At 73.1% G+C, this 23258-nt stretch carries 22 protein-coding genes and 1 pseudogene; 8 read left to right on the forward strand and 15 right to left on the reverse strand.

Going from position 1 to position 23258, the window contains the following annotated elements:
• Positions 1-215: 215 nt before the first annotated feature.
• The 3 genes from AB0N81_RS23650 to AB0N81_RS23660 all read left to right on the forward strand — a co-directional run bounded on the left by AB0N81_RS23650 (position 216) and on the right by AB0N81_RS23660 (position 3004).
• On the forward strand, positions 216-1208 hold the full coding sequence (locus AB0N81_RS23650) for a TIGR03557 family F420-dependent LLM class oxidoreductase (protein WP_365361406.1): 993 nt from the start codon (positions 216-218) through the stop codon (positions 1206-1208).
• A 100-nt stretch (positions 1209-1308) separates the two neighbouring features.
• Positions 1309-2406, forward strand: coding sequence for an enolase C-terminal domain-like protein (locus AB0N81_RS23655; RefSeq protein WP_365361408.1), 1098 nt, complete (start codon positions 1309-1311; stop codon positions 2404-2406).
• Between the two features lie 43 nt (positions 2407-2449).
• Complete coding sequence (locus tag AB0N81_RS23660; protein WP_365361410.1) at positions 2450-3004, forward strand: hypothetical protein; 555 nt, start codon at positions 2450-2452, stop codon at positions 3002-3004.
• A gap of 126 nt (positions 3005-3130) precedes the next feature.
• Here the strand turns inward: AB0N81_RS23660 and AB0N81_RS23665 are convergent, their stop codons facing one another.
• Positions 3131-3655, reverse strand: coding sequence for a phage holin family protein (locus AB0N81_RS23665; protein WP_365361412.1), 525 nt, complete (start codon positions 3653-3655; stop codon positions 3131-3133).
• Between the two features lie 360 nt (positions 3656-4015).
• Between AB0N81_RS23665 and AB0N81_RS23670 the strand changes: the two genes are divergently transcribed.
• Positions 4016-4372, forward strand: a complete 357-nt coding sequence (locus tag AB0N81_RS23670) for a VOC family protein (protein WP_365361414.1) — start codon at positions 4016-4018, stop codon at positions 4370-4372.
• A gap of 27 nt (positions 4373-4399) precedes the next feature.
• Positions 4400-4492 (forward strand): annotated as a pseudogene (locus AB0N81_RS23675) (GntR family transcriptional regulator); the annotation flags it as partial.
• Between the two features lie 27 nt (positions 4493-4519).
• On the opposite strand, the gene AB0N81_RS23680 reads toward AB0N81_RS23675, so the two are convergent.
• The 11 genes from AB0N81_RS23680 to AB0N81_RS23730 form a co-directional block, all read right to left on the reverse strand.
• Positions 4520-4909: a VOC family protein gene (locus tag AB0N81_RS23680; RefSeq protein ID WP_365361416.1), complete on the reverse strand. Its 390-nt coding sequence runs from the start codon at positions 4907-4909 to the stop codon at positions 4520-4522.
• A gap of 144 nt (positions 4910-5053) precedes the next feature.
• The gene (locus AB0N81_RS23685) at positions 5054-7030 is read right to left on the reverse strand and encodes a DUF5107 domain-containing protein (RefSeq protein ID WP_365361418.1); all 1977 of its coding nucleotides are present in this window, start codon (positions 7028-7030) and stop codon (positions 5054-5056) included.
• An 85-nt stretch (positions 7031-7115) separates the two neighbouring features.
• Positions 7116-8012 carry an arginase family protein gene (locus AB0N81_RS23690; protein ID WP_365361420.1) on the reverse strand — a complete coding sequence of 299 codons (897 nt, stop codon included), beginning with the start codon at positions 8010-8012 and terminating at the stop codon, positions 7116-7118.
• 90 nt (positions 8013-8102) lie between these two features.
• Positions 8103-8699, reverse strand: a complete 597-nt coding sequence (locus tag AB0N81_RS23695) for a GNAT family protein (RefSeq protein ID WP_365361422.1) — start codon at positions 8697-8699, stop codon at positions 8103-8105.
• Between the two features lie 51 nt (positions 8700-8750).
• Positions 8751-8996, reverse strand: a complete 246-nt coding sequence (locus tag AB0N81_RS23700) for a DUF1049 domain-containing protein (protein WP_365361424.1) — start codon at positions 8994-8996, stop codon at positions 8751-8753.
• Positions 8997-9166: 170 nt separating this feature from the next.
• Positions 9167-10933 carry a CocE/NonD family hydrolase gene (locus tag AB0N81_RS23705; RefSeq protein WP_365361427.1) on the reverse strand — a complete coding sequence of 589 codons (1767 nt, stop codon included), beginning with the start codon at positions 10931-10933 and terminating at the stop codon, positions 9167-9169.
• A 163-nt stretch (positions 10934-11096) separates the two neighbouring features.
• The gene (locus AB0N81_RS23710; RefSeq protein WP_365361429.1) at positions 11097-12038 is read right to left on the reverse strand and encodes an LD-carboxypeptidase; all 942 of its coding nucleotides are present in this window, start codon (positions 12036-12038) and stop codon (positions 11097-11099) included.
• The gene (locus AB0N81_RS23715; RefSeq protein WP_365361431.1) at positions 12035-14029 is read right to left on the reverse strand and encodes a prolyl oligopeptidase family serine peptidase; all 1995 of its coding nucleotides are present in this window, start codon (positions 14027-14029) and stop codon (positions 12035-12037) included. Before AB0N81_RS23715 ends, AB0N81_RS23710 begins: the two co-directional genes overlap by 4 nt.
• A gap of 23 nt (positions 14030-14052) precedes the next feature.
• Positions 14053-15462, reverse strand: coding sequence for a M20/M25/M40 family metallo-hydrolase (locus tag AB0N81_RS23720; RefSeq protein ID WP_365361433.1), 1410 nt, complete (start codon positions 15460-15462; stop codon positions 14053-14055).
• Entirely contained in the window at positions 15455-16288 is an 834-nt protein-coding gene (locus AB0N81_RS23725; protein WP_365361435.1) for a M55 family metallopeptidase, read from the reverse strand. The genes AB0N81_RS23720 and AB0N81_RS23725 overlap by 8 nt, the downstream gene beginning before the upstream one ends.
• Before the next feature lie 57 nt (positions 16289-16345).
• Positions 16346-17356, reverse strand: a complete 1011-nt coding sequence (locus AB0N81_RS23730; RefSeq protein WP_365361437.1) for a GNAT family protein — start codon at positions 17354-17356, stop codon at positions 16346-16348.
• 53 nt (positions 17357-17409) lie between these two features.
• Here AB0N81_RS23730 and AB0N81_RS23735 point away from each other — a divergent pair, with 53 nt between their 5' ends.
• Positions 17410-18024 carry a TetR/AcrR family transcriptional regulator gene (locus tag AB0N81_RS23735; protein WP_365361439.1) on the forward strand — a complete coding sequence of 205 codons (615 nt, stop codon included), beginning with the start codon at positions 17410-17412 and terminating at the stop codon, positions 18022-18024.
• On the opposite strand, the gene AB0N81_RS23740 is transcribed toward AB0N81_RS23735, so the two are convergent.
• The 3 genes from AB0N81_RS23740 to AB0N81_RS23750 are packed head-to-tail and all read right to left on the reverse strand — an operon-like array spanning position 18021 to position 21108.
• Positions 18021-18554: a copper chaperone PCu(A)C gene (locus AB0N81_RS23740; protein ID WP_365361441.1), complete on the reverse strand. Its 534-nt coding sequence runs from the start codon at positions 18552-18554 to the stop codon at positions 18021-18023. The genes AB0N81_RS23735 and AB0N81_RS23740 overlap by 4 nt on opposite strands.
• Entirely contained in the window at positions 18551-20875 is a 2325-nt protein-coding gene (locus AB0N81_RS23745) for a heavy metal translocating P-type ATPase (protein WP_365361443.1), read from the reverse strand. Before AB0N81_RS23745 ends, AB0N81_RS23740 begins: the two co-directional genes overlap by 4 nt.
• The gene (locus AB0N81_RS23750; protein WP_365361618.1) at positions 20875-21108 is read right to left on the reverse strand and encodes a hypothetical protein; all 234 of its coding nucleotides are present in this window, start codon (positions 21106-21108) and stop codon (positions 20875-20877) included. The genes AB0N81_RS23745 and AB0N81_RS23750 overlap by 1 nt, the downstream gene beginning before the upstream one ends.
• A gap of 141 nt (positions 21109-21249) precedes the next feature.
• Between AB0N81_RS23750 and AB0N81_RS23755 the strand changes: the two genes are divergently transcribed.
• Together AB0N81_RS23755 and AB0N81_RS23760 are read left to right on the forward strand one after the other, a co-directional pair.
• Positions 21250-22011 (forward strand): NAD(P)H-dependent oxidoreductase, encoded by a 762-nt coding sequence (locus tag AB0N81_RS23755; RefSeq protein WP_365361445.1) that lies wholly within the window; start codon positions 21250-21252, stop codon positions 22009-22011.
• Between the two features lie 93 nt (positions 22012-22104).
• A complete protein-coding gene (locus AB0N81_RS23760) occupies positions 22105-23256 on the forward strand; it encodes a glutamate--cysteine ligase (RefSeq protein WP_365361447.1) in 1152 nt (383 codons plus the stop codon).
• Positions 23257-23258 lie beyond the last annotated feature (2 nt).

Here is a 23258-nt window from a genome sequence, read left to right on the forward strand (position 1 = left end):
CTCCGGCGAGGTCGAATCCGGCGCGGTCGGACCCCCCGCGTGCCCCTGCGCCACGGACGCCAAACGCGGGCCCCGAAGCACGGGACCTCCCCGCGCCGGGCGCCCGGAGCACGCAGGACGCACGCCCCGCGACCGCCGTTTGTCCCGTGCTTCCAGGGGTTACTCGCAGTCGTACTCATCCAGCTCCGCCCGCCGCACCGGAGGTGCAACCCCCCATGCCCGAATACGGATACTTCCTGGCGACCGAGGAGTTCGGTCCCGCCGAGCTGGTCGAGCAGGCCCGGATGGCCGAGCAGGCCGGGTTCCAGGCGCTGTGGATCTCCGACCACTACCACCCGTGGAACGCGGCACAGGGTCAGAGCCCGTTCGTCTGGTCGGTGATCGGCGCGCTCGCGGAGGCGGTGTCGCTGCCCGTGCAGACCGCGGTGACCTGTCCGACCGTGCGCATGCATCCGGCGGTCGTGGCGCAGGCCGCGGCGACGAGCGCGGTGATGACGGGCGGCCGCTTCCGGCTCGGCGTCGGCACGGGCGAGGCACTCAACGAGCACATCACGGGCGGCGCCTGGCCGCCCGCCCACATCCGCCTGGAGATGCTGGAGGAGGCCGTCCAGGTGATGCGGAACCTCTTCACCGGCGAGGAGGTCAACCATCACGGCACGCACTACACCGTCGAGAAGGCCCGCCTGTACACGGTGCCCGACGAGCCCGTGCCCATCGACGTCTCGGGCTTCGGCCCGAAGGCGACGGCGCTCGCGGCCCGCGTCGGCGACGGCTTCATCACGATGACGCCCGACGAGACGCTGGTCTCCCGCTACCGCAAGGGCGGTGGCGGCGGAAAGCCGGTCAGCGGCGGCCTCAAGGTCTGCTACGGCCTCGACCGCGAGGACGCGGTGCGCCGGGCGCGCGAGACGTGGGGCAACCAGCTGCTGCCCGGCGAGATGGGCCAGATCCTGCCGACCCCGCGCCACTTCGAACAGCTGGACCCGCTGGTCACCGACGAGATGGCCGCCTCGTCCTTCACGTGCGGCGACGACGTCGACGAGCACGTCGGGGCGCTCGGCGCGTTCGCCGACGCCGGCTTCGACCGGGTGTACGTGAGCCAGATCGGCCCGGACCAGCGGGGCTTCTTCGACTTCTACCGCACGAAGGTGCTGCCTCAGCTCCAGAGCGCGCCGCCCGCCTCCCCCGGGGACGGGACGCTCCGATGACACCCGCGGCCCCGCGTCCCGCGGGCGCCGTCGGAGACACCCGGACCACCCCGCACACCCCGCACACCCCGCACCGCCGCCACGACCCAGGACAGACCCGATGAAGCACGAAGTTCCCATCGAACGGCCCGTCGTCACCGCCTACACCGTGCCCGCCGACGCCCCGGAGGCCGACGGCACCTTCGCCTGGGACACCACGACCATCGTCGTCGCCGAGGTCACGGCGGGCGATGCGACGGGGACCGGCTGGACCTACGCCCCCGCGTCCGTGGCCGCCCTGGTGGACGAGCAACTGACCCCCGCCGTCAAGGGGCTCGACGCCCTCGACATTCCCGCCGCGCACGACGCGATGACGCAGGCCGTCCGCAACACCGGCCGGCCCGGCGCCGCCGGATGCGCGATCTCGGCGATCGACATCGCCCTGTGGGACCTGAAGGCCCGCCTCCTCGAACTGCCTCTCGTACGGCTCCTCGGGGCGGCCCGCGACGAGGTGCCCGTCTACGGGAGCGGCGGCTTCACGACGTACCACGACACGCATCTGGCGGCGCAGCTGAACGGCTGGGTGCACGGCCAGCACATCCCGCGCGTCAAGATCAAGGTCGGGGAGGCGTGGGGACGGTCGGCCGCCCGCGACGTGTCCAGGGTCCGCACCGCGCGTGACGTCATCGGCCCGCAGGCGGAACTGTACGTCGACGCGAACGGCGGCTACACGCGCAAGCAGGCGGTGCGCGTGGGCAGGGTGCTCGCGGAGCACGGCGTCGGCTGGTTCCAGGAGCCGGTGTCCTCGGACGACCTGCGGGGGCTGGCGCTGGTCAGGGACGCGCTCGTGTGCGACGTGACGGCGGGCGGCTACGGCTACGACCTCCCGTACTTCGCCCGCATGCTCCCCTCCGTGGACTGCCTCCAGGTGGACGCGACGCGCTGCGGCGGGCTCACCGAGTGGCTGCGCGCGGCCGCCCTCGCCCAGGCGCACGGCCTGGAGGTCTCGGCGCACTGCTCGCCGCACGCGCACGCCGCGGCGGCCGCCTGCGTGCCGAACCTGCGGCACATCGAGTGGTTCCACGACCACGTGCGGATCGAGTCGATGTTCTTCGACGGGGCGCTCGATCCGACCGGCGGCGTGGTCCGTCCGGACGGTGGCGTCGGGCACGGTCTGCGGCTGCGCACGGAAGAGGTGGAGGAGTTCCGGGTCGCGTGAATTCCGGTCGCGGCGGGGCCGGGCGCCCTGACAGGCTCGGCCCATGAGTGCATCCATGAGGACCGGCGGGGGCGCGGAAGTGCTGCTCATCGGAGGCCGGTCGGGCGTCGGCAAGTCGTCGGTCGGCTGGGAGGTGGCGGCCCGGCTGCGGGCGGCGGACATCGGCCACGCCCTGATCGAGGGCGATCTCCTGGACGCGGTGCACCCGGCGCCGCGGGGCGACCCGCACCGCTCCCGGATCACGGAGCGCAACCTCGCGGCGATCTGGGCCAACTACCGTGAGCTCGGCTGCGGCCGGCTCGTCTGCACGAACACGGCGAGCGTCCTCGCCGACGAGGAACAGCTCTTCGTCCGGGCGCTGGACGGGCCGCGCATCATCCGCGTCCTGCTGACCGCGACGGACGCCACGGCCGAGCGGCGCCTCACGGCCCGCGAGCGCGGCTCGGAACTCGGACAGCAACTCCGCAGGAGCGCCTTCATGGCTCACCGCCTGGACGAGCACGCGGCTCCCGGCACCCACCGCATCGCGACGGACGACCGCGAGGTGGGGGACATCGCGGCGGAGGTGGTGGGGGTCACGGGGTGGGAGTGGCGTTGACGGGCGCCCGGGAACTCTTTCGGGTTCAGGTGTCCCGGCGCGGCGGGGCCTCCGGGGCGGGAGCCGACGCGGTGGGCGGCACGGGGTGGGAGCGGCGTTGACGGGCGCCCGGGAACTCTTTCGGGTTCAGGTGTCCCGGCGCGGCGGGGCCTCCGGGGCGGAAGCCGACGCGGTGGGCGGCGTCGCGGTGGGCGGCGTGGGCGGCGCGGTGGGCGGCATCGGCGGGGCGTCGGGCACGCCCGGACCGCCAGGTGGGACGGCGGGGGCGGCGAGCCCGCTGCCGCCCGGCTCCGGCAGCACCCCGGCGCCGGGAGCAGCCGAGGCGTCCCGTCCGTGGCCCGACCGCGCCGCGTTGCGCAGCAGGACCGCCGCCGCGCCGAGGGCCGCGCCCACGATGAGGGCCGCCGCCCAGCCGGGCAGGCCGAGGTCGATGACGAGGCCGACGGCGAGCGCGATCGCGGCGCCCGCGTAGAGGGCGGCGGCGCCGGACGCGGCGTAGAGCGTGGCCTTGCGCCGCTGCTTCCTGGTCTGCTCGCGCAGCTCTTCCCGCAGCTCGGCGCGGATCGTCCGGACCAGTTCGTCGGTCAGGCCTTTGTCGAGGCCGCTCAGGGGTGTATCGGGGCCGGTCAGGGGTTTCTCTGGGCCAGTCATGGCGGCCGGGTACCCGCTCCCGCCGGAACATGGCCCGGCGGTCGCACGTGACACAGGACACACCATGGTCTGTTGTCCCCTAGGGTAGGCGGCGCGTGATCGTCCGGATTCGCACCCGGGAAGCACCATCGGAAACACGGAGGTATCCATGTCCTCGAAGCGACGCCGCAAGAAGAAGGCCCGCCGCAAGAACGGCGCGAACCACGGCAGCCGTCCCCAGTCCTGAGGACGGCGCACGGCGAACGGAGGGCGGCACCGCACGGTGCCGCCCTCCGACGTGCGTGGGGCACAACGGAGTTGGAGGATCTTCTCGCCGGAGGCGGTGGCGGGCGAGCGGGCAATCGTGAAATCGTTCCGACCATGGAGATCCTGGGAACCACGCTGCGGATCTGCGTCGAGGATTTGGAGTCCTCCGTCGCGTTCTACGAAAGGCTCGCGGGCGGCAAGGCCATGCGCTTCGAGCGCGGCGGCGTGTCCGTCGCGGCGATCGGCTGCTTCCTCCTGATGAGCGGTCCTGAACACGAGCTCGAGGTGCTGCGCAAGGTCTCGGCGACCATCGCGGTCAAGGACGTCGACGAGGCGTGCGTGGTCCTGAACGCCTCCGGCGCGCGGGTCATCGCGGGCCCGGTCCCGACCCCGGCGGGCCGCAACCTCATCGCGATGCACCCGGACGGCTCCGTCTTCGAGTACGTGGACCGACGCGTCGCCGGGAGCTGACCCACGTCACGCACGGCGGACGCCACGGCGGGCGACGAGGACACGGCGGCGGCGAGCACGCTGCTCCACGTCCACGTCCACGACAGCCAGGCCGTGGCGCTGAAGTCGCTCTTCGAGGAGGGTGACCGGAGCTGGCCGGTGGCCCGCTCAGGTGGCGGTGGCGACCTTCCACAGGTGGCCGTCGGGGTCGCTGAAGTAGCCGTAGTAGCCACCCCATTGGGCCGCGGCCGGCTCCTTGACCACGGTGCCGCCGGCGGCCCGCGCGGCCTGGACGGTCTCGTCCACCTCGTCCCGCGAGTCGGGGGTGAAGTGAAGCGAGACGCCACGGAACCCGGACCCCTCCGCGGGGACGCCGGCGTCCTTCGCGGCGGCGTCCCATTCGTACAGCGCCAGCATCGGCGCGTCGGGCCCGAGGCGCAGTCTGACGAAGCCGGGAAGGTCCTGGTCTAGGGTGCAGCCCAGGCCGTCCACGTAGAACTTCTTGGCACGGTTCATGTCCTCGACACCGAGCATGACCGTATTCATCTGCAATGACATGTTTTCTCCCTTTGAGGCCGATGTCCGCAACGCTATAGCGGCCCCTCCCCCGCGTGCTTCTCCATTCCTGATCGTTGCCGCGCACCGGCAGCCCGTACACCCGGTGGGCGAGCGCGCGTACGGCCTGATGGCGCACGCCGTGGCCTACGAAGTGGTCTCCGGGCGCATCCGGAAGTCGTACCGCTCCGGAATCTCCTCTCCCGTCGCCGCCCTCCACAGGTTGCCCAGCGTCTCCGCGCCCTCGCGGAGGTCCGCCGCCTCGAAGCCGGACTCGAAGACGGCCCGCACACCCGCCATGTCGCCCTCAGCGTGGAGGAGTTGGGCCTCCAGGAAGCGGAAGCGGCCCTCGGCGCGGGTCGACTCGTGCAGGCCGGCCCAGACCGCGCGGGCCGCTTCCGGGCGGTCCGCGGCGAGGAGCGCGGTGATCGCCTCCCGGCCGAGGGCGGCCGTGGCCGCCGTCCAGACGGGCCCGTCGTCGCGCCGCTCCTGGCACAGGTCGTCGAAGGCCGCCGTGTACCGGTCGGCGGCCCGCTCGACGTTGCCCTCCGCACGGTCGGCGACGGCGAGGCAGCGCAGCAACGGCCAGCGCGAGGGCGCGAGGTCGAGGCCGCGCTCCCAGCTGCGGACGGCCTGGGCGCGGTCGCCCGCGTGCCACTGGGCGATGCCCAGGTGGTACTCGGCGATCGGTCGCGCGGGCGCCGTCTCCAGCATGTCCCGCCAGTGCGGTGCGACGAGCGTGGGCCCGGGCGGCGCGACCGTGCGCGGCTCGGGGACCGCGCCCGAGTGCAGCAGCTCCAGCCAGGGCGCCTGGTCGGGCCCGAGCGTCGACTCGGCGAAGGGCGTGCCCGGCAACTTGTGCCCGGCGCGCAGGACTTCGAGGGCGCCCCAGCCCGAGCCGACGGCGAGCACTTCGCCGGGTTCGGTGTCGGCGCAGGTCAGCCACGCTTCGTAGGCCGCGTCGACCGCCTCCCGGGGCAGCGCGTCGCCGAGCCGCGCCTCGGCCTCGTCCCGCGCGCCCGCCCAGTCGCCGTGCACTCGGTCCGCGGCCGCGGACAGCGGCCCGTACGACTCCAGCCAGCTGAACTCGGCCTCTGCGTCCAGGCGTACGTGTTCCAGCTGGGTGCGGGCGAGACCCGACTGGATCTCCGCGTAGCCGCCGGTGCCGGGTTCGGTGAGCCACTCCTGCCAGCGCCGCCCGCCGGTGCCCGTGCCCCAGAGGAAGAGTTTGCGTCCGCGCGGCAGGTCGGTGGAGGTCTGGACGAGCCCGTGCCCGGCGTCGTCGAGCGCGGCGATCCAGCGCCGGGCGCGGTCCGGCACGTCGAAGAAGTAGTCGGCGGGGTACTCGCTGCGCAGCGGGTACGTCCGGTCGGCGCCGTCGGACTCCGGCACCGGAACCTTCCGCAGCCCGCCCGTGTACGCGAAGTGCCAGGCCTCGTCGGCGGGGGCGAGCACTCTGTGCTCCTCGGGCACCGCGATGTTCGACCACCAGTAGACGGGTGCGGGCTTCTCGTGCGGGTTGCGAATCCGGATGCCGACGTGGAGGAAGTCGGAGTCCTCGGGCAGCCACAGATCCACCTGGAAGGGCAGGTCGCGCAGCCGCTCCCACTCCCACAGGCGCAGCATCTCGCCGCCGTCGGGCGCCCGCACCCGGGCGGCGTGCACGGGGGCACAGGACAGGGTGGTGTGGCCGGTGGCGCCGATGTTCCACTCGATGCCGCCGGAGACCCACGCGCCGTTGAGCGCGAACGCGGCGGGCTGCAACACGGGGTTGCGGTGGACCAGTTCACGCCCGGACGGCTTGTGCAGGAGCGAGTGGACGCGGCCGCCGTACCCGGGCAGGACGGTGGCGCGCAGCCGGTCGTTCTCGACGACGATCACGTCGATCGGTGTCGGGGTGCGCTCGCGCCCGTACGCGTCGAGGATGCGGGTGGGCAGCGGCGATCCCAGCGGTTCGTAGCCGACTTGCCGCGCCATGTCGCGCGGCAGCCCTTCCTTGGCGCGCTCGTCGAGGGTGTGCACGTCGCGTAGGGGCAGCAGCGGCGGCAGGGGGTTCTCGGCTCCCGGCGCGGCAGTGGGCAGGGTCAGTACGTCGCGTCGCACGGTGGTCTTCACGATCACCATGGAACACGGTCGGCGGTTCGTCGGCCAGAGGCTTCCCAGGTCAGGATTGCGCAAAGGCCGCCGCGAGCCGTGCGGCGGCGGGTGCTCAGGACGGGGCGAGGGCCGACACGATCACATCGGTGAGCAGGTCGCCCGCCTTGCCGTCCGGGTCGAGGTCGGGGTCGTAGATGGTGACGTTGAGGCCGACGCAGCGCGGTGAGCGCACGAACGGCCGCAGCAGATCGAGGAGTTCGTCGGCGAACAGACCGCCGGGGTCGGGGCTGTCGACGGCGGGCATCACCGAAGGGTCGAGGATGTCGGCGTCCAAGTGCACCCAGAAGCCGTCGAGTTCGGGCACCTCCAGGGTCTGCGCGACAGCGCGGGCGATGTTCTCGGGTCCCCACTTCCTGAGCTCGCCGACCGTGACGTTGGTGATCTTCAGCTCGGTGAACTCGGCGCGGTCCTCGTCCCCGTCCCGCAGCCCGAAGAGGCATACGTCCTCGTCGCGCACGTAGGGCCGAAGACCCTCCAGGTCGGTGAGGTCCTCCTGCCCGCGGCCCGTGGCGAGGGCGAGCTCCTCGCCGCCCGCGGCGCCGATCCGGTCGGAGTTGCCGGGGTGCCGGAAGTCGGCGGAGCCGTCGAGGGAGGCGATCCCGTACCGCCCGATGCGGCGCAGGGCCAGCGCGGCGCCCAGCTGGATCGAGCAGTCACCGCCGAGGACGACGAGGAAGTCCTCGCCGCGCACGTGGTGTTCGACGCGGTCGGCGAGCTTGCGGGTGTACGAGGCGATGGCGGCCGCGTTGAAGACGCCGTCGCCTTCCCGCCAGTCCCCGCGGTCGTAACGGGGTGGCACCACGACGCCGCCGTCGAAGGCGGCGAGGCGGCGCAGGAGACCTCGCTCCCGCAGGGCGCCGGCCAGTTTGTAGCAGCCGGGCACGGTGCCGGGGGCGGGCGGGCGCAGGCCCAGGTTGGAGGGAGCGTCGACGACCACGATATTCCGCATGCCGCCCATCCTCGGCGACGTGGACCGGCGCTTTCAACACTCCCGCTGCCGCAGGTGTTTTCGACGAACGCCGCCTGGCTCAAATCCGGTTCACGCCGGAGGGGACGCCGCTCCCTGGCGCCGGGTGAGGCGGGAGGCCGCCGGGGCACTCGCCGTCCCGGCGGTGATCGCCCAACGTTCGTGGTCGCGCCAGGCCCCGTCGATGAAGAGGAAGTCCGGTGAGAAGCCCTCGTACCGGAAGCCCGCACGGCGGACCAGGCCGGTCGAAGCCTCGTTGCCCGGCTGGATGTTGGCCTCCAGGCGGTGCAGTCCGAGGTCGCCGAAGGCGTACGCCAGGACGAGTCCGAGCCCCTCGCCCATCAGGCCCCGCCCGGCCGCGTGCGCGAAGGCGCCGTATCCGAGGGCGCCGCTGCGGAAGGCGCCCCGGACGATGTTGTTGATGTTGATGAACCCGCCGACGGCACCGCTGTCGCGCTCGTACACCAGCAATCCGACCCTGGCCGGATCCTCGACGAGCACCCCGGCGTACGCGCGGAAGGTGTCGTCCGTGCACGGCGGGAAGAGCCAGGGGCGGTGCAGCTCACGGCTCTCCCTGGCGCGTGCGGTGAACTCGGGGCCGTCCTCCGGCGTGAGGGGGCGTATGCCCACACGAGGGCCTTCGGCGAGGGGTGTGGTGTGATCGGACATGCGTCCACGCTACTTCGTGGAGTGCCCACGGCCACGCCGTCGCCCGACCTCTCACCTGCGCCTGCGCATGAAGTAGGCGCCGCACAGGGCACCGATCAGTCCCGTGGCGAGCAGGGCCGTCCACAGGGGCATGGTCACTTCGGGGATGAGCAGGCGGATCTTGGTGCTGCGGGTGTTCTCGAAGATGAAGACGAGGGTGAGGACGACGACCGCGGCGACGGCCACCCTGCCGGGTGTCATCAGCCCGCCGCCCGAGCCGCCGCTCCGGGAGCCGCCCGTGGAGGTGTTGGGGCTCATGCTGTGGACCCTTCCGTCGGAGGTACGCCGGCCTCCCCCGCTCCCCAGCATGGGCAGCCGGGGAGCGGAGCGCGCGCGGTGGGGTGCCTCCGGGGCGGGGCGGTGAGCCGTACGGGTGACGTGGGTGCGGGAACGGCAGGGTTGTGGCACAGGCTTTCAGTGGCGGGCTTTCAGTGGCGGACGACGGGCAGGTCGAGGACGCCGGTGTCCCCGGGGGCGCTGGTCACGGTCACGGGCTTGATCCCCCTGTTGCCGCCGTACGCCCCGTCGCTCGCCGCCACCACGAACTGCAACCGGTGGCCCTTCTCGTAGCGGTGCACGATGCCGGGCAGCGACACCGTGAACGGCTTCGTGACGTCGGGGACGCGCACCGGTGCGACGAGGCGGTGGACGAGGGTCTTCTTGCCGTCGGGCCCGACGTCGTACAGCTTGGCGAAGAGGACGAGCTTGTCGGCGGCGTCACCGGAGTGCTGCACGCGCTCGGTCCTCGGTGAGATCACCTTCAGGGTCGCTTCGGGGGCGCCGACGACGTCCACCGCCTCGGTGAGGGGTTCGGTGGTCCAGTCGAGGTAGGTGCCCTTGGTGTCGTGCGGCGCTGGGTCGGGCAGGCCGATCATCCCGGCGAGCGAGGACTCCGAATGGCTGGTGGGGATCAACCAGTTGCGGTATTCGCGGCTGCCGCGGGCCACCTTCTCCTGGTTGTCGACGAGTTTGCCGTCGCCGGAGAGGTAGAGCTTGCGGTTGGGCGCGGGGACCTCGGAGGCGGTCGCGTAGGTGCTGTCCGGGTCGCCGGTCCAGTCGCGGTAGTAGGCGAAGTCGGGGCCGGTGTCGACGCCCTTCTTCTGGTGGAGGTAGCGGTCGAACCAGGCGAGGATGCGCTTGCCGACGTAGGACGTCTCCAGGTTGCCCTGTTCCAGGTTGAGTTCGCCGGAGGCCGGGTCGGTCGTGCCGCCGCTGTGTCCCCAGGACTGCCAGATCATCTTGGCGGTGGTGCCTTGGTCCTTGAGCGTCCTGTACGTCGCTTCCGCCTCGTTGAGGTTGAAGAGGCTGTCGGCCTGCCCCTGCACGAGGAGCGTCGGTGTCCTCACCTTGTTCAGGTACGAGACCGGGGAGACACCGCGTGCGAACTTCTGGAGGGCCTCGGTCTTGTCGGCCGGATAGCGGCCGGAGTTGAGGGTGCGGATCGTCTCGCAGGCCTTCGTGACGAAGTGCAGGCAGTCGAGGCGGTTGATGCGGGAGGGGTCGAGGCTGGGGACGAGGAGCGGCTGGCCCTCGCCGATGAGGTAGAAGCCGTTCATCCACTGCCACTTGGCGGCGCCGGGGACGCTGCGGTCGGCCGCGTTGTTCGGGTCCAGGGAGTACGCGAGGTCGTTCCAGGTGATCATCGGGACGAGCGCGTCGACGCGGTGGTCCACGGCGGCGGTCGCCAACTGGACGGCCCCGCCGTACGAGCCGCCGATCATGCCGACGCGCGGGTCGCCCTTCCCGTCGGCGGTGACGTAGTCGACCTCGGTCCCGTCGTCGGCGGCCCGCTCGCCCCCGAGGAAGTCGATGAGGCCGGACGCCGCCCTGCCGTCGATCTCGGGGTCGTCCAGGGAGATGAGGCAGCCGGACTTGCCGAAGCCGAGGCCGGAGTAGACGAGCGAGACGTAGCCGCGCTCGGCGAAGGCCTTACCGGTGGCCGCGGTCCCGTCGGACTTGCTGCCGCCGAAGCCGTTGGTGGTGACCACGGCGGGCGCGGGGTGCGCGGCGTCGACTCCGGCGGGCCGGTACAGATCGGCGTCGACCGTGCAGCTCCTGCCGCCCGCCTGGACGGTGAACTTCAGCGCGGTGACGGTGTACTGGCCCGCGGCGCCCGCCGGGGCGGGGGCGGCGAGCGCGAGGGGCGCGGCGACCGCCGCGGCGGTGGCGAGGGTCAGGGCACGGCGACGGGACAAGGGGACCTCCACGCTGAGGACGGCCGACGACCGGCGACTACTGGCCGGTAAGTACCGGCCGGAGCCATGCTGTGACACGTGTCATGTAAAGGTCAACGCTTGTGACAGCGGTTTCTGTCCGCGGATGCCGTGCGGGGCGCTCCCTCGCGGTGGATGGCGGGCGTCAGACGAGCGCGGGCTCGTCCAGCGTCAACGTCCCGGCGTCGGCGTCCAGTTCACCCGCCACACCGAACGGCACCGTCAGCGCCCCCTCGCAGTGCCCGGCCCCGAACTCCTCCACCACCGGTACGCCGAGGCCGCCGAGCCGGTCCGCGAAGAGCGCCCGCAGCTCGTCGCGGGCCCCGCACTCCTCCCACGAGCCGAGGGCGATCCCCGCCACCCCGTCCAGCCAGCGGGCGCGCAGGAGCTGGGTGAGTATCCGGTCCAGGCGGTACGCCTCCTCGCCTATGTCCTCGATGAACAGCAGGCCCCCGCGGGCGGAGGCCCGGACCGTCGGCGTGCCGAGGTCCGCGGCGAGCAGCGACACACAGCCGCCGAGCGTGACGCCCCGGGCGCGGCCGCCGACCAGGGCCGCCGCCCCCGGGAGGGCCCGGACCACCCGGGCCTCCTCGGGGGAGAAGAGCGTCGTCCGCAAATGTTCCTGCGCCCGCGCGTTCTTGAGGAAGTCGTCCGCGGCGGTCATCGGCCCGTGCAGGGTGGCGACGCCGAGGCGGGTGGCGAAGGCCTCGTGCAGCGGGGTGATGTCGCTGTAGCCGAGGAACACCTTGGGCCCGGCGGCCCGTGTCGCCGCGCGCATCGCCGTCCAGTCGACGAGGTCCACCATCCGCTGGACGCCGTACCCGCCGCGGGCACAGAACACGGCGGCCACGGACGGGTCGCACCACGCCTGTTCCAGGTCCCGGGCACGGTCGGCGTCCGCCCCCGCGAGATACCAGAACTCCGGGTGCCGCTCGCGCACATGGGGCATGACGACGGGTTCCAGGTCCCAGCCGCGCAGAATGTCCAGGCCCGCTTCGAGGCGGTCGTCGGGGACGGGGCCGCTGGGCGCGACGACGGCGACCCGCGCGCCGGGGGCGAGGCGGGCGGGCCGCGCGAGAGGTGTCACTTGCCGAGCTCCAGGATGGGGACGCCGCCCGCGAGGTCGATCCTGAACACCTGGGCGTACAGGGAGAGTTCGGCCTCCAGTGCGCGGATCATGGTGTCGGCGCGGCGGAATCCGTGCCCTTCGCCCTCGAAGGCGATGTAGGCGTGGGGAACGCCGCGCCCCTCCGTCCTGGCGAGGAACCGCTCGCACTGGGCGGGCGGGCAGACGACGTCGTCGAGGCCCTGGAGCAGCAGGAAGGGCGCGGTGATCAGTTCGGCGTGCAGCGCCGGGGAGCGCTCCGCGTACCGCCCGGGGACCTCGTCGAGCCGGCCGACGAGGGAGTCCAGGTACCGCGATTCGAGGTCGTGGGTCTCCCCCGACGCGAACGCGGCGAGGTCCAGCACCGGATAGATGATGGTGCCGCAGGCGTAGACGTCCGTGCCGGTCAGCGAGACGGCCGTGGTCCAGCCGCCCGCGCTGCCGCCGCGGATCGCGAGCCGGGCGCGGTCGGCGGTGCCCTCGTCGGCGAGGCCCAGGGCGACGGCCGCGCAGTCCTCGACGTCGGCGATGCCCCACTGCTCGCGCAGCCGGTCGCGGTAGGCCCGCCCGTACCCCGTCGAGCCGCCGTAGTTGACTTCGGCGACGCCGATGCCGCGCGAGGTGAAGTAGGCGATGGCCAGGTCGAGCACGAGGGGCGCACGGCTGGTGGGGCCGCCGTGCGCCCACACCACGTAGGGCGGCAGCTCGTCGTCGGGCGCGGTGTGGCCCGGGTGGTGCGGCGGGTAGATGTGCGCGTGGATCTCGCGTCCCGCCGGGCCGTAGAAGGTGCGGATCTGCGGTTCCGGGTAGTACGTGGGGTCCACCGGGTCGTCGTGGGCGGCGCCGACGACGCGGGCGTGGCCGGTACAGGTGTCCAGCTCCACGACCTCGTACGCGCTGCGGGGGCTCGCGGCGACGCCGACCACGCGGGACCCGTGCGCGGCGACCGTCGAGGCCCACTCGGTCCAGGGGCCCGCCGAGTCGACGACCTCGCCGGTCTCGGGGTCGAGTATGCCGAGCGCGGTGGCGCCCTTGCCGTGCACGACGGCGATCAGTCCGCTCTCCAGCGGGGCGAACCAGTTCAGGCCGATCTGCCACAGCGGGCCCGCGAACTCCTCCTCGCGCGGGCAGAGCGGCCATGCGTCAGCGGCTTCGGCCTCGGGGTCGGCCCGGTACAGGTTCCACCAGCCGCTGCGGTCGCTGGAGAACAGCAGCCGCCCGTCGGGGGCCCATTCGACCTGCGCGACCGACTCGTCGGGGCCGCCCGCGAAGGTTCTCGCCGCGGCGAAGGTGCCGTCGTCGCGCACGTCGGCGAGCGTCAGCTCCGTGCCGTCCCAGGGCATGCGCGGGTGGTCCCAGGCGATCCAGGCGGCGCGGGTCCCGTCGGGCGACAGGCGGGGCCCGGTGACGAACCGGTGCCTGCCGTCGGACAGTTCTCGCACGGCGCCGCGGTCCCCGGCCGCCGAACCGTCGAGCGGCACCGCCGCGATGACGCGCCGCACGTCGGTGGGCGCCTCCCCGGTGAACTCCTCCAGCACGCACCAGACCTCGCCCCGCTCGGGGCGCAGGACCGGGTCGGCCCAGCGCAGCCCGCCGCCGGTGCCGGAGACCGGGGTCAGGGGTCTCGGTCCTTCGTCGCCGGGGGCGTCGGGCTCGTACGCGTACAGACGCTGGTCGGCGAAGTCGACGAAGACCACGAGCGGACCCGCGGGGCCCTCGGCCCCGGCCCAGGGGCGGCCACCGTACTCGACGACGCGGCTGCGCACGTTCCACGGCGCGGGCAGCACCGTGCGCTCCTCGCCGTCGGGCAGCCGCCGCACCAGTGCGCGCCGGCCCGCCTCGGTGGGCCGGGGTTCGGTCCACCAGGTCTCGGCGCCGACGAAGCCCACGTACGCCGGGGCGCCGTCGTGGGTGGCGGCGAGCTCGGCGTCGATCGGCGACGGCCATGATCCGTACGCCCGGGTCTGCGTCATGTCCTTGTCTTCCCCCATTTTCGCTAGGCCGTACGCAGAAAGCGGTCGAGGACGCGGACACCGAAGTGCAGCGCGTCGACGGGGACGCACTCGTCGACTCCGTGGAACAACGCCTGGTAGTCGAAGCCCTCCGGTGTCCTCAGCGGCGAGAAGCCGTAGCCGGTGATGCCGAGCCGCGAGAACTGCTTGGCGTCCGTGCCGCCCGACATGCAGTACGGCACGACGTGGCCCTCCGGCGCGAACTCCTCGACGGCCGCCCGCATGCGCGCGTACGTCGGCGAGTCGACCGGCGCCTGCAACGCCACCTCGCGGTGATGGAACTCCCAGTCGACGTCAGGCCCGGTGAGCCGGTCAAGCGTTCGGTGGAACTCTTCCTCGCCGCCGGGCAGAAAGCGGCCGTCCACGTACGCCACTGCCTCACCAGGAATCACATTCACCTTGTAACCCGACTGCAGCATCGTCGGATTGGCGCTGTTGCGGACCGTCGGCGCGACGAGGTCGGCGGTCGGCCCGAGCTTCTCCATGAACGCGTCCACGTCGAAGCCGGGCGCTTCCGGATCGGTCTCCAGGCCGTAGAGCGTGGCCAGTTCGACGAGCGAGGCGCGCACGGTCGGGGTGAGCCGGACCGGCCACCGGTGCTCGCCGATGCGGGCGATGGCGCCGGCCAGCCGGCTCACCGCGTTCGCCGGGTTGACCTTGGAGCCGTGGCCCGCCTTGCCGCGCGCGGTGAGCTTCAGCCAGCCGGTGCCGCGCTCCCCCGCCGCGATGGGGTAGATCTGGTTGCCGCGGCCGTCGTGGAAGGTGAAGGCGCCGGACTCGCTGACGCCTTCGGTGCAGCCCTCGAAGAGCGCGGCGTGCCGGTCGGCGAGGAAGCCCGAGCCGTCGGCGGCGCTGGCCTCCTCGTCGGCGGTGAAGGCGATCACGATGTCGCGCCGGGGCCGTACCCCCGCCCGGGCCCAGTTCCTGACCACGGACAGGATCATCGCGTCCATGTTCTTCATGTCGATCGCGCCCCGGCCCCACACGACGCCGTCGCGGATCTCCCCGGAGAACGGGTGGACGCTCCAGTCGGCGGCCTCGGCGGGCACCACGTCCAGGTGGCCGTGGACGAGCAGGGCGTCGGCGCCCGGATCGGTGCCCTCGATGCGGGCGACGACGTTCGTACGGCCCGGGGTGCGCTCCAGGAGCGTCGGCTCCAGGCCCGCGTCGGCGAGGCGCTCGGCGGCGTACTCGGCGGCGGGCCGCTCGCGGCATTCGCCGCCGCCGCGGTTGGTGGTGTCGATGCGGATGAGCTCGGAGGTGAACGTCACGACCTCGTCGAGCGCCCGCGCGTCCACCTGATCCGCGGGCCCCTGCTCCCCGGCCTCCCGCTCCCCGGACTCCTGCTCCCCGGACTCCTGCACCTGCACCTGAACCGTCTGCTGACTAGCCATACTGCTCCTCCACGGCGGCAGAGGCGATCGTCGTAACCGCCTTGAAGGTACGGATCCCCTCGTACATCGTCTCGCTGTCGTAAGCGACCTTGCGCTCCCCCGTACGGCGCACGCCCGGCACGACGGTCGCCGCCATGGAGAGGTGCTCGGCGTCGAACTCGACCTCCACCGTGAACGGTCCGCCGGCCACCGGCTCGTGGCGGCCGGCGAGCCCGGCGGCCTCCTTCGCCGCCGCGCGGATGTCCGCGGCGGTGCGGGCCGGGGTGCGGCAGACCGCCGCGTACCGCGAGACGTGGTCCTTCACGGCGACCTTCAGCGCGCCGGGGGCGTAGCCGAGGGCGTCCTCGCAGGCGAGGTCGTCGCCGGTGACGAGCACGACGGGGACGCCGTACTCGGCGACGACGTGCGAGTTGAGCAGTCCCTCGCTGGCCCGCACGCCGTTGACCCAGACGCCGGTGATCTGGTTGGCGAGATAGGTGTGCGCGAGGACGCCCTCCATGCCGGCGCCCGCGTGGTAGCCGACGAACGCGATGCCGTCCACGTCGCCGTGCTGCACGCCCTCCACCATGGAGAGCGCCTTGTGCCGTCCGGTGAGCATCTCGACGCGGTCGTCCAGCTCCTCCAGGAGGAGGTTGCGCATGGTCCAGTGCGCTTCGTTGACGAGCACCTCGTCGGCACCGCCGTCGAGGAAGCCAAGCACCGCGGCGTTGACGTCCGAGGTGAACATGGCCCGGCACCGCTCCCACTGCGGGGTGCCGGGCAGCACGTCGGCCGGCCAGGTGACGCCGGTGGCGCCCTCCATGTCGGCGCTGATGAGGATCTTCATAACCCTCTCCCATCCCCTCGGGTCGGAGCCGCAAACAGCTCACGATGGGCAGCGAGTCTAGACGGAGCTCCCGGGCGGCTGTCCGACGGCGGTGGCGGGTGCGTCGTCCCAGGCGAGTGAGGACATCCGCCAGCCGTCCGGGGTGCGCAGGTACTGGGTGGTCTTGTGGCCGGACCCCTCGAACCACTCTCCGTTGTGGTGGCCGGACTTGCGGTAGGCGCTGAACCGGTGGGCGACGGAGCCGAAGATCTCGGTGCGCTGGGAGACCTCCCATTCCGAGAACTCCGTCAGCGTCCCGTCGGTGAGCATCTTCTGCCGGGGTTCGATGAACGCGTCGAGGTCGTAGATCACCGGTTCGTCCCCGACGTTCGCGATGATCCTGCCCTGCGGGATGAAGATGTCGCGGATGACGCCGAGGTCCGGCCGGCGCCCGCCGGTGTTGGTGAAGGCGCCGGTGAACACGGCCATCAGCCGGTCGAGTTCGGCCTGGTCGGCGGATGCGGACGCCCCGCGGGGCGCCTGTCCGGCGGGCGGCCACTCGTCGGCGAGGACCGACCACACCTCGATGTCGCGGCGCACGCCCCGGTACGGGGAGTGCTTGCGCAGCACACCGTCGCGGGTCATGCCGAGGCGGCGCGCGGCCTCGATGCTGCGGGTGTTGCCCGTGGCGGCCCACCATTCGACGCGGCTCATGCCGCGTGCGCGGAACGCCCAGTCGATCAGCGCGCGGGAGGCCCGGTTGACCAGGCCGCGCCCCTCCCCGGCCGGCTCCAGCCAGCACCCGATCTCGCACACCCCGGTGTCGGCGTCGAAGCGGGGGAACAGGACGCCGCCGACCAGGGTGCCCGCCAGCCAGATGCCGTAGATGCGGCCGGCGTCCGCGGCCTGCCGGTCGGCGTAGCGCTGGAGGGTGGTCGTGGCCGATTCGAGGTCGGTACTGAGGGCCGCCCAGGGTATCCACGGGTCGACGATGGGCCGGGCGCGGTCCATGTGGGCGAGGAATTCGGGCGCCTGCCACGGCTCCAGCGGGCGGAGCAGGGCATCGTCACCGAGCGGCAGAGTGAACACGGCAGTCTCGCTCTCGTGGTACGTAACAAGCGTTCGGTACGTAAGGTAGCAGCATGCCGCCCGCACCCGGAGACCGTGAAGCCCGCCGCAAGGACGTCTCCGAGGCGGTGTGGCAGGTCCTCGCCGACAAGGGGTTCGGCGGGCTGACCCTGCGTGCCGTCGCCGCCGCGATGGGGGTGTCGACCGGCATGCTGATGCACTACTTCCCGACCAAACGGGCCCTGATCACGCACGCCCTGGACCTGCTGGAGAAGCGCACCGACGAACGTCCACGCCGGGAGCGCCCCGCGCCGGGGCTCGCCACCGTGCGCGCCATGCTCCTGGACATCCTGCCGGTGACCCCGGGCGACACCGCCCGCAACCGCGTCTGGGTCAGCTCCTGGGACCTCTCCCTCGCCGACGACCGGCTGGCCGCCGAGCAGGCCGCCCGCTACACCCGGCTGCGCGCGGCGCTCCGCCCCCACCTGGAAGCCGCCCGCGACCTCGGCGAGCTGCCCGCCGGCGCCGACCCCGAGCGGCTCGCCGCGACCCTCGTCGCCTTCACCCACGGACTCGTCGTCCAGGCCCTCTTCGACCCCGACCGGTTCTCCGTGGAGCTGCAGACCGCCCTGCTCGACGACTTCCTGGCCTCGACGGCGGCGGCACCCGGACCGCATACACAGAGCTAGGACTCGGACTCGGGGCTCCAGGCGGACGGGCCGATCACCACCGCCTCCGCCCTGACGGTCCCGCCGTGCCGGAAGGTCAGGACGAACGGGATTGTGTCGCCGAGGCGCAGCGGCTCGCGCGGCCGCACCATGATGTCCACGCCCTGCGGTGTCATGGTGAGGCCCTCACCGGCCGGGACGGCGGCGGAGCGCACCATACGCATGCCGGCGGCGCCGCGGCCCCTCGGCGTGTACCGGCTGAGCATCACGTCGTCGAGTTCCGGGGACGCCACCGACGTCAGCACGTCGTCGGAGCCGCCGGAGTTGGTGATCCGGAAGAACGCCGCGGTCTCCCGGGTGCCGTCCAGCGGCAGGAAGACCGAGCCGGGAGCGACCTCGACGCGGGCCGGGCTGCCCGCGGCGCCGAACCTGGTCCACGCGGTCAGCAGGCTCAGGGCGACGGCGCACACCATGACGGGCAGGAGCGCGGCGTCGAGGGCCTCGCGGAGCCTGCGGCGGGACGGCCGCCAGGGGTGCGGTTCGCCGCTCATCGCGCGCCTCCCCGCGTGCCGCGCCGCGCCCCGCCGGGGGACGGGCCGCGCGTCGGCCGCCAGGTGCGCAGCCGCAGGCTGTTGCCGACCACCAGCAGGGAGCTCGCCGACATGGCCGCGGCGGCGACCATGGGGTTGAGCAGGCCCACCGCGGCGAGCGGCACCGTGACGGCGTTGTAGCCGAAGGCCCACAGGAGGTTGGCGCGGATCGTGCGCAGGGTGCGGCGGGCGAGCAGGACCGCGTCCGCGACGGCTTCGATGTCGCCACGCACGAGCGTGACGTCGGCGGCCCCGATCGCCACGTCGGCGCCGCCGCCCATGGCGATCCCGAGGTCGGCGCGGGCCAGCGCGGCGGCGTCGTTCACGCCGTCGCCGATGACCGCGACCCGGTGTCCTCGCGCCTTCGCCTCCCGTACGAGAGCGGCCTTGCCCTCGGGGGTGCAGCGGGCGTGCACGTCGTCGATGCCCAGGTCGGCGGCGACGGCGCGGGCCGTGGCCTCGCGGTCGCCGGTGGCGAGGACCGGGCGCACCCCGAGGCGCCGCAGACGGTCCACGGCACGGTAGCTTCCCGGCCGCACCGGGTCGCCGACCGCGACGACCGCTTCGGGTACGCCGTCGACCCGGACGAGGACGGCGGTGTGCGCGGCGTCCTCGGCCTGTGTCAGCGCGCGGGCGAGCGGTCCCGTCAACTCGTCGTCGGGCGCGCGGACTTCGACCAGGTGCCCGTCGACGCGGCCGCGGACGCCCCGCCCCGTCTCGGCGCCGAACTCCCGCACCGGCGGCAGCGCCCCGTCGGGCAGGGACTTCTTCGCGTACGAGGTGATCGCCCGGCCCAGCGGGTGTTCCGAGCCCTGCTCCACGGCCCCGGCGAGGCGCAGCACCGCCTCCCGGCCGATGCCGTCGGGCGTCACCGTGACCTCGGTGACGCTCATGTGTCCTGTGGTGAGGGTGCCGGTCTTGTCGAGGACGACGGTGTCGATGTGCCGCAGGGCTTCGAGGGCGCGGGGTCCGCCGACCAGGATGCCGAGCTGGGCGCCGCGTCCGGTGGCGGCCATGAGGGCGGTGGGGGTGGCGAGGCCCAGGGCGCACGGGCAGGCGACGACGAGCACGGCGACGCAGGCGGTGACGGCGGCCTGCGGGTCGGCTCCGGCGCCGAGCCAGAAGCCGAGGACCGTGGCGGCGAGCGCGAGCACCACCGGTACGAACGCTCCGGCCACGGCGTCGGCGAGCCGTTGCGCTGCCGCCTTGCCGGCCTGAGCCTCCGTCACCAGGCGGGTGATGTGGGCAAGTCGGGTGTCGGCGCCGACCGCTGTGGCGCGGACGAGGAGCAGCCCGCCCGCGTTGACGGCGCCGCCCGTCACCTCGGAGCCCGGCCCGACCTCGACGGGTTCGCTCTCCCCGGTGACCAGCGACAGATCCACGGCGGAGCTGCCTTCCACGACGGCCCCGTCGGTGGCGACCCGTTCGCCGGGCCGCACCACGAAGACCTGTCCGACGCCCAACTCACGCAGCGGGACGGTCCGCTCGGTGTCGCCCTCCCGTACCGCGACGTCCTTGACCGTGAGCTCCGCGAGGGAGCGCAGGGCCGCCCCGGTGCCGTGCCGGGCCCGCGCCTCCAGGAACCGTCCGGCGAGGACGAACAGCGGGACGCCGACGGCCGCTTCCAGGTAGACGTGCGCGGTGCCGTCGCCGGCGGAGGGCAGCAGGCTGAACGGCATCGTCATGCCCGGGACGCCCGCGCCACCGAGGAAGAGCGCGTACGCCGACCAGCCGAAGGACGCCGCGACACCGAGCGAGACCAGCGTGTCCATGGTCGCCGCGGAGTGCCGCAGGCCGCGCAGCGCGCGCACGTGGAACGGCCACGCGCCCCAGGTGGCGACCGGCGCGGCGAGCGCGAAGCACAGCCACTGCCAGTTGCGGAACTGCAGGGCGGGTGCCATGGAGAGGACGAGGACGGGTGCCGCGAGGAGAGCGGTGACCAGGAGCTGCTGCCGCTGCCGCCGCTGGTCGGCTCCTGTTTCCGCCGACTCCCCTGCTTCCAGGGGCCGTTGCCCGTGGGACGGCTCGGGAGGCGCGGGCAGCTCGGCCGTGTACCCGGCCTGTCGGACGGTGGTGGCGAGTTCGTCCGGTGTGACGTGCGGCGGGTGGTTCACCCGGGCGCGGCCGGTCGCGAGGTTGACCGTGGCGCTCACTCCGTCCAGTCGCCCGAGCCGCTTCTCGACCCGTTTCACGCAGGCCGCGCAGGTCATGCCGCCGACGGTGAGATCGGTGGTGACGGTCAGGTCGGTGGTGACGGCGGCGTCCGTCGTTCCGGTGTCCATCAGTGGCCGCCCCCGTGCGTGCCGCCCCCGCCGCCGTCACCCTCGTCGGTGGGCCGGTAGTCCGTGCCTGACTCGTGCATGCCGGGCGCGACCGGTCCGACCGCTTTCCCCACGGCGTACGACGCGGCGAAGACCAGCACCAGCAGCACGAGGAAGCCGCAGAGCGCGGGCGGTGGCACGAATCTCCACCGTCTGTCGTCAGCCATCACCGCTCCTGGATCGCGCCAAGGCATGGACCCGGTCGGTCCGCACCGCTCCAGGAGTCGGATGCGGCCGTCCGTGAGTTCCCGGGCGACCAAAGGTGGCCAGATCCTTGCGGGCCATGGCCTTCTGGCCACTCGTGACGCGTGCGGACCGCCGCGCAGGATCGGGGCATGAAGATTCTCTGGGTATTCGCACATCCGGAACGGCGCTCGCTGGGCGGCTCGCTGATGACCGAGGGGCTGCGCGCGCTGGATTCCCTCGGGCACGAGCACCGCACGTCGGATCTGTACGGCATGGGCTGGAAGGCCGTGGTGGACGCGGACGACTTCGGGGGCGCCTCGCACGAGCGGCTGTTCGTGGGCGCCGAGCAGGAACGCGCCCACACAGAACGGACGTTGAGCGAGGACATCGTGCGGGAGCAGGAGAAGATCGCCTGGGCGGACACGCTCGTCTTCCAGTTCCCGCTCTGGTGGTTCGGGCCGCCCGCGATCCTCAAGGGCTGGTTCGACCGCGTACTCGTCCAGGGCTTCGGCTTCGGCATCAAGGGGCCCGACGGCCGGACGCTGCGGTACGGGGACGGCGGCCTGGCCGGCAAGCGCGCACTCGTGATCACGTCGGTCGGCGCCCGCGCTTCGGGCTTCGGCCCGCGCGGCATCCACGGCCAGCTGGACCAAGTGCTGTTCCCGCTGCTGCACGGCACGTTCTGGTACACGGGCATGGCGGCGCTCCCGCCGTTCGTCGTGTACGGCGCCGACCGGCTCTCCAAGGCGGGTCACGAGCGCGCCGCGGCCGGGCTGCGCGAGCGCCTGCGCACCCTGCACACCGCGCGTCCGCTGCCCTTCCGCCACGAGAACGGCGGAGCCTACGACGACGACCTGGTACTACGGCCGGAACTCGCCCCCGGCCTGTCCGGAGTGGGCGTGCACCGCTGAGGTCCGGCCTCGCGGGCTCGCCGTCCGGGCCGCGGGCGAGGAAGGTGGACAGACACGCGTCACCCGCCCCTCTCCGAGGAGGACACGACACGCATGGCGGATCACCTTCCCACCGTCGGCGTCGAGGAGGAGTACTTCCTCGTCGACGCCTCGCACCGTGCCGTCGTCGCAGCAGCCTCCCGGGTCCTGCCCCGCCTGAAGCCGGTGGTCGGGGACCTCGCCACCGGTGAGGCGTCCGAGTACCAGATCGAGGGAAAGACGCCGCCCTGCGGGACCCTGGGCGAACTCCTCCACCAGTTGCGCCGGGTCCGCGGGGCCGTCACCTCGGCCGCCGCCGACGAGGGCCTGCGCCCCGTCGCCTCCGCCACACCCCTGCTGGGCATGCGCACGCCGATACCGCTCAGCACCGACCCCCACTACCTCGCGCAGCTCCAGACGTTCCGGTCGCTGTACGACACCTTCGCCTTCTGCGGCCTCCACGTGCACGTACAGGTGCCCGACCGCGACCACGCCGTCCTGGTCAGCAACCATCTGCGACCGTGGCTGCCCACCCTCGTGGCGCTGTCGGCGAACTCGCCCTTCTGGGAGGAGCGGGACAGCGGCTACTGCAGCTGGCGGACGCTGGGGGCCACGCGGTGGCCCGTGACGGGACCTCCGCCGTACTTCTCGTCGGCCGCGCACTACGACGCGCTCGCGGCCTCACTGCAGGAGACCGGCGCGACCCTCGGCGAACGCTCGCTCTACTGGGACGTGCGACCGTGCGCGCATCTGCCCACCGTGGAGATCAGGGCGATGGACGTCACCGCGAGCGTCGAGGAGGCCGCCGTCCTGGCCGTCCTCGTACGGGCGCTGGTGGTCCAGGCCCTGGAGCGGGTGCGCCGCGGCGACCCCGGTCCCGCCATGGACGACTCCCTGCTGCGCGCCGCGTACTGGCGCTGCGCCCGCGACGGCCTGACCGGCCACAGCCTCGACCCGCGGACCGGCCGCCTCGTGCCGGCCCGGCACCAGGTCCGACAGCTCCTCGCGTACGTGCGGCCGGCTCTGGAGGAGCACGGCGAACTCGCCCCGGTCACCGCGGTCCTGCGGCAGCTCATCGCGTACGGCGGCGGTGCCGAGCGGCAGCGCTCCGTCCACGCGCACACGGGAAGCCTGCTCGACGTCGTCGACGACCTGGCCGAGCGCACCGCCGTGCACCCCGCTCCGCACGGCCTCGACCGCGGCCCGGCACTGCCCGCGCTCGAATGACC

The organism is Streptomyces sp. NPDC093510 (genome assembly GCF_040683555.1).
GTDB lineage: Bacteria > Actinomycetota > Actinomycetes > Streptomycetales > Streptomycetaceae > Streptomyces.

What these genes read in the sequence shown, in the direction of transcription:
- AB0N81_RS23720 (WP_365361433.1), bottom strand. Translation starts at nt 15,462, where the DNA reads ATGGCTAGTCAGCAGACGGTTCAGGTGCAGGTGCAGGAGTCCGGGGAG.
- AB0N81_RS23655 (WP_365361408.1), top strand. Translation starts at nt 1,309, where the DNA reads ATGAAGCACGAAGTTCCCATCGAACGGCCCGTCGTCACCGCCTACACC.
- AB0N81_RS23700 (WP_365361424.1), bottom strand. Translation starts at nt 8,996, where the DNA reads ATGAGCCCCAACACCTCCACGGGCGGCTCCCGGAGCGGCGGCTCGGGC.
- AB0N81_RS23695 (WP_365361422.1), bottom strand. Translation starts at nt 8,699, where the DNA reads ATGTCCGATCACACCACACCCCTCGCCGAAGGCCCTCGTGTGGGCATA.
- AB0N81_RS23725 (WP_365361435.1), bottom strand. Translation starts at nt 16,288, where the DNA reads ATGAAGATCCTCATCAGCGCCGACATGGAGGGCGCCACCGGCGTCACC.
- AB0N81_RS23745 (WP_365361443.1), bottom strand. Translation starts at nt 20,875, where the DNA reads ATGGACACCGGAACGACGGACGCCGCCGTCACCACCGACCTGACCGTC.
- AB0N81_RS23660 (WP_365361410.1), top strand. Translation starts at nt 2,450, where the DNA reads ATGAGTGCATCCATGAGGACCGGCGGGGGCGCGGAAGTGCTGCTCATC.
- AB0N81_RS23735 (WP_365361439.1), top strand. Translation starts at nt 17,410, where the DNA reads ATGCCGCCCGCACCCGGAGACCGTGAAGCCCGCCGCAAGGACGTCTCC.
- AB0N81_RS23755 (WP_365361445.1), top strand. Translation starts at nt 21,250, where the DNA reads ATGAAGATTCTCTGGGTATTCGCACATCCGGAACGGCGCTCGCTGGGC.
- AB0N81_RS23750 (WP_365361618.1), bottom strand. Translation starts at nt 21,108, where the DNA reads ATGCCTTGGCGCGATCCAGGAGCGGTGATGGCTGACGACAGACGGTGG.
- AB0N81_RS23715 (WP_365361431.1), bottom strand. Translation starts at nt 14,029, where the DNA reads ATGACGCAGACCCGGGCGTACGGATCATGGCCGTCGCCGATCGACGCC.
- AB0N81_RS23670 (WP_365361414.1), top strand. Translation starts at nt 4,016, where the DNA reads ATGGAGATCCTGGGAACCACGCTGCGGATCTGCGTCGAGGATTTGGAG.
- AB0N81_RS23680 (WP_365361416.1), bottom strand. Translation starts at nt 4,909, where the DNA reads ATGTCATTGCAGATGAATACGGTCATGCTCGGTGTCGAGGACATGAAC.
- AB0N81_RS23760 (WP_365361447.1), top strand. Translation starts at nt 22,105, where the DNA reads ATGGCGGATCACCTTCCCACCGTCGGCGTCGAGGAGGAGTACTTCCTC.
- AB0N81_RS23690 (WP_365361420.1), bottom strand. Translation starts at nt 8,012, where the DNA reads ATGCGGAATATCGTGGTCGTCGACGCTCCCTCCAACCTGGGCCTGCGC.
- AB0N81_RS23740 (WP_365361441.1), bottom strand. Translation starts at nt 18,554, where the DNA reads ATGAGCGGCGAACCGCACCCCTGGCGGCCGTCCCGCCGCAGGCTCCGC.
- AB0N81_RS23650 (WP_365361406.1), top strand. Translation starts at nt 216, where the DNA reads ATGCCCGAATACGGATACTTCCTGGCGACCGAGGAGTTCGGTCCCGCC.
- AB0N81_RS23685 (WP_365361418.1), bottom strand. Translation starts at nt 7,030, where the DNA reads ATGGTGATCGTGAAGACCACCGTGCGACGCGACGTACTGACCCTGCCC.
- AB0N81_RS23665 (WP_365361412.1), bottom strand. Translation starts at nt 3,655, where the DNA reads ATGACTGGCCCAGAGAAACCCCTGACCGGCCCCGATACACCCCTGAGC.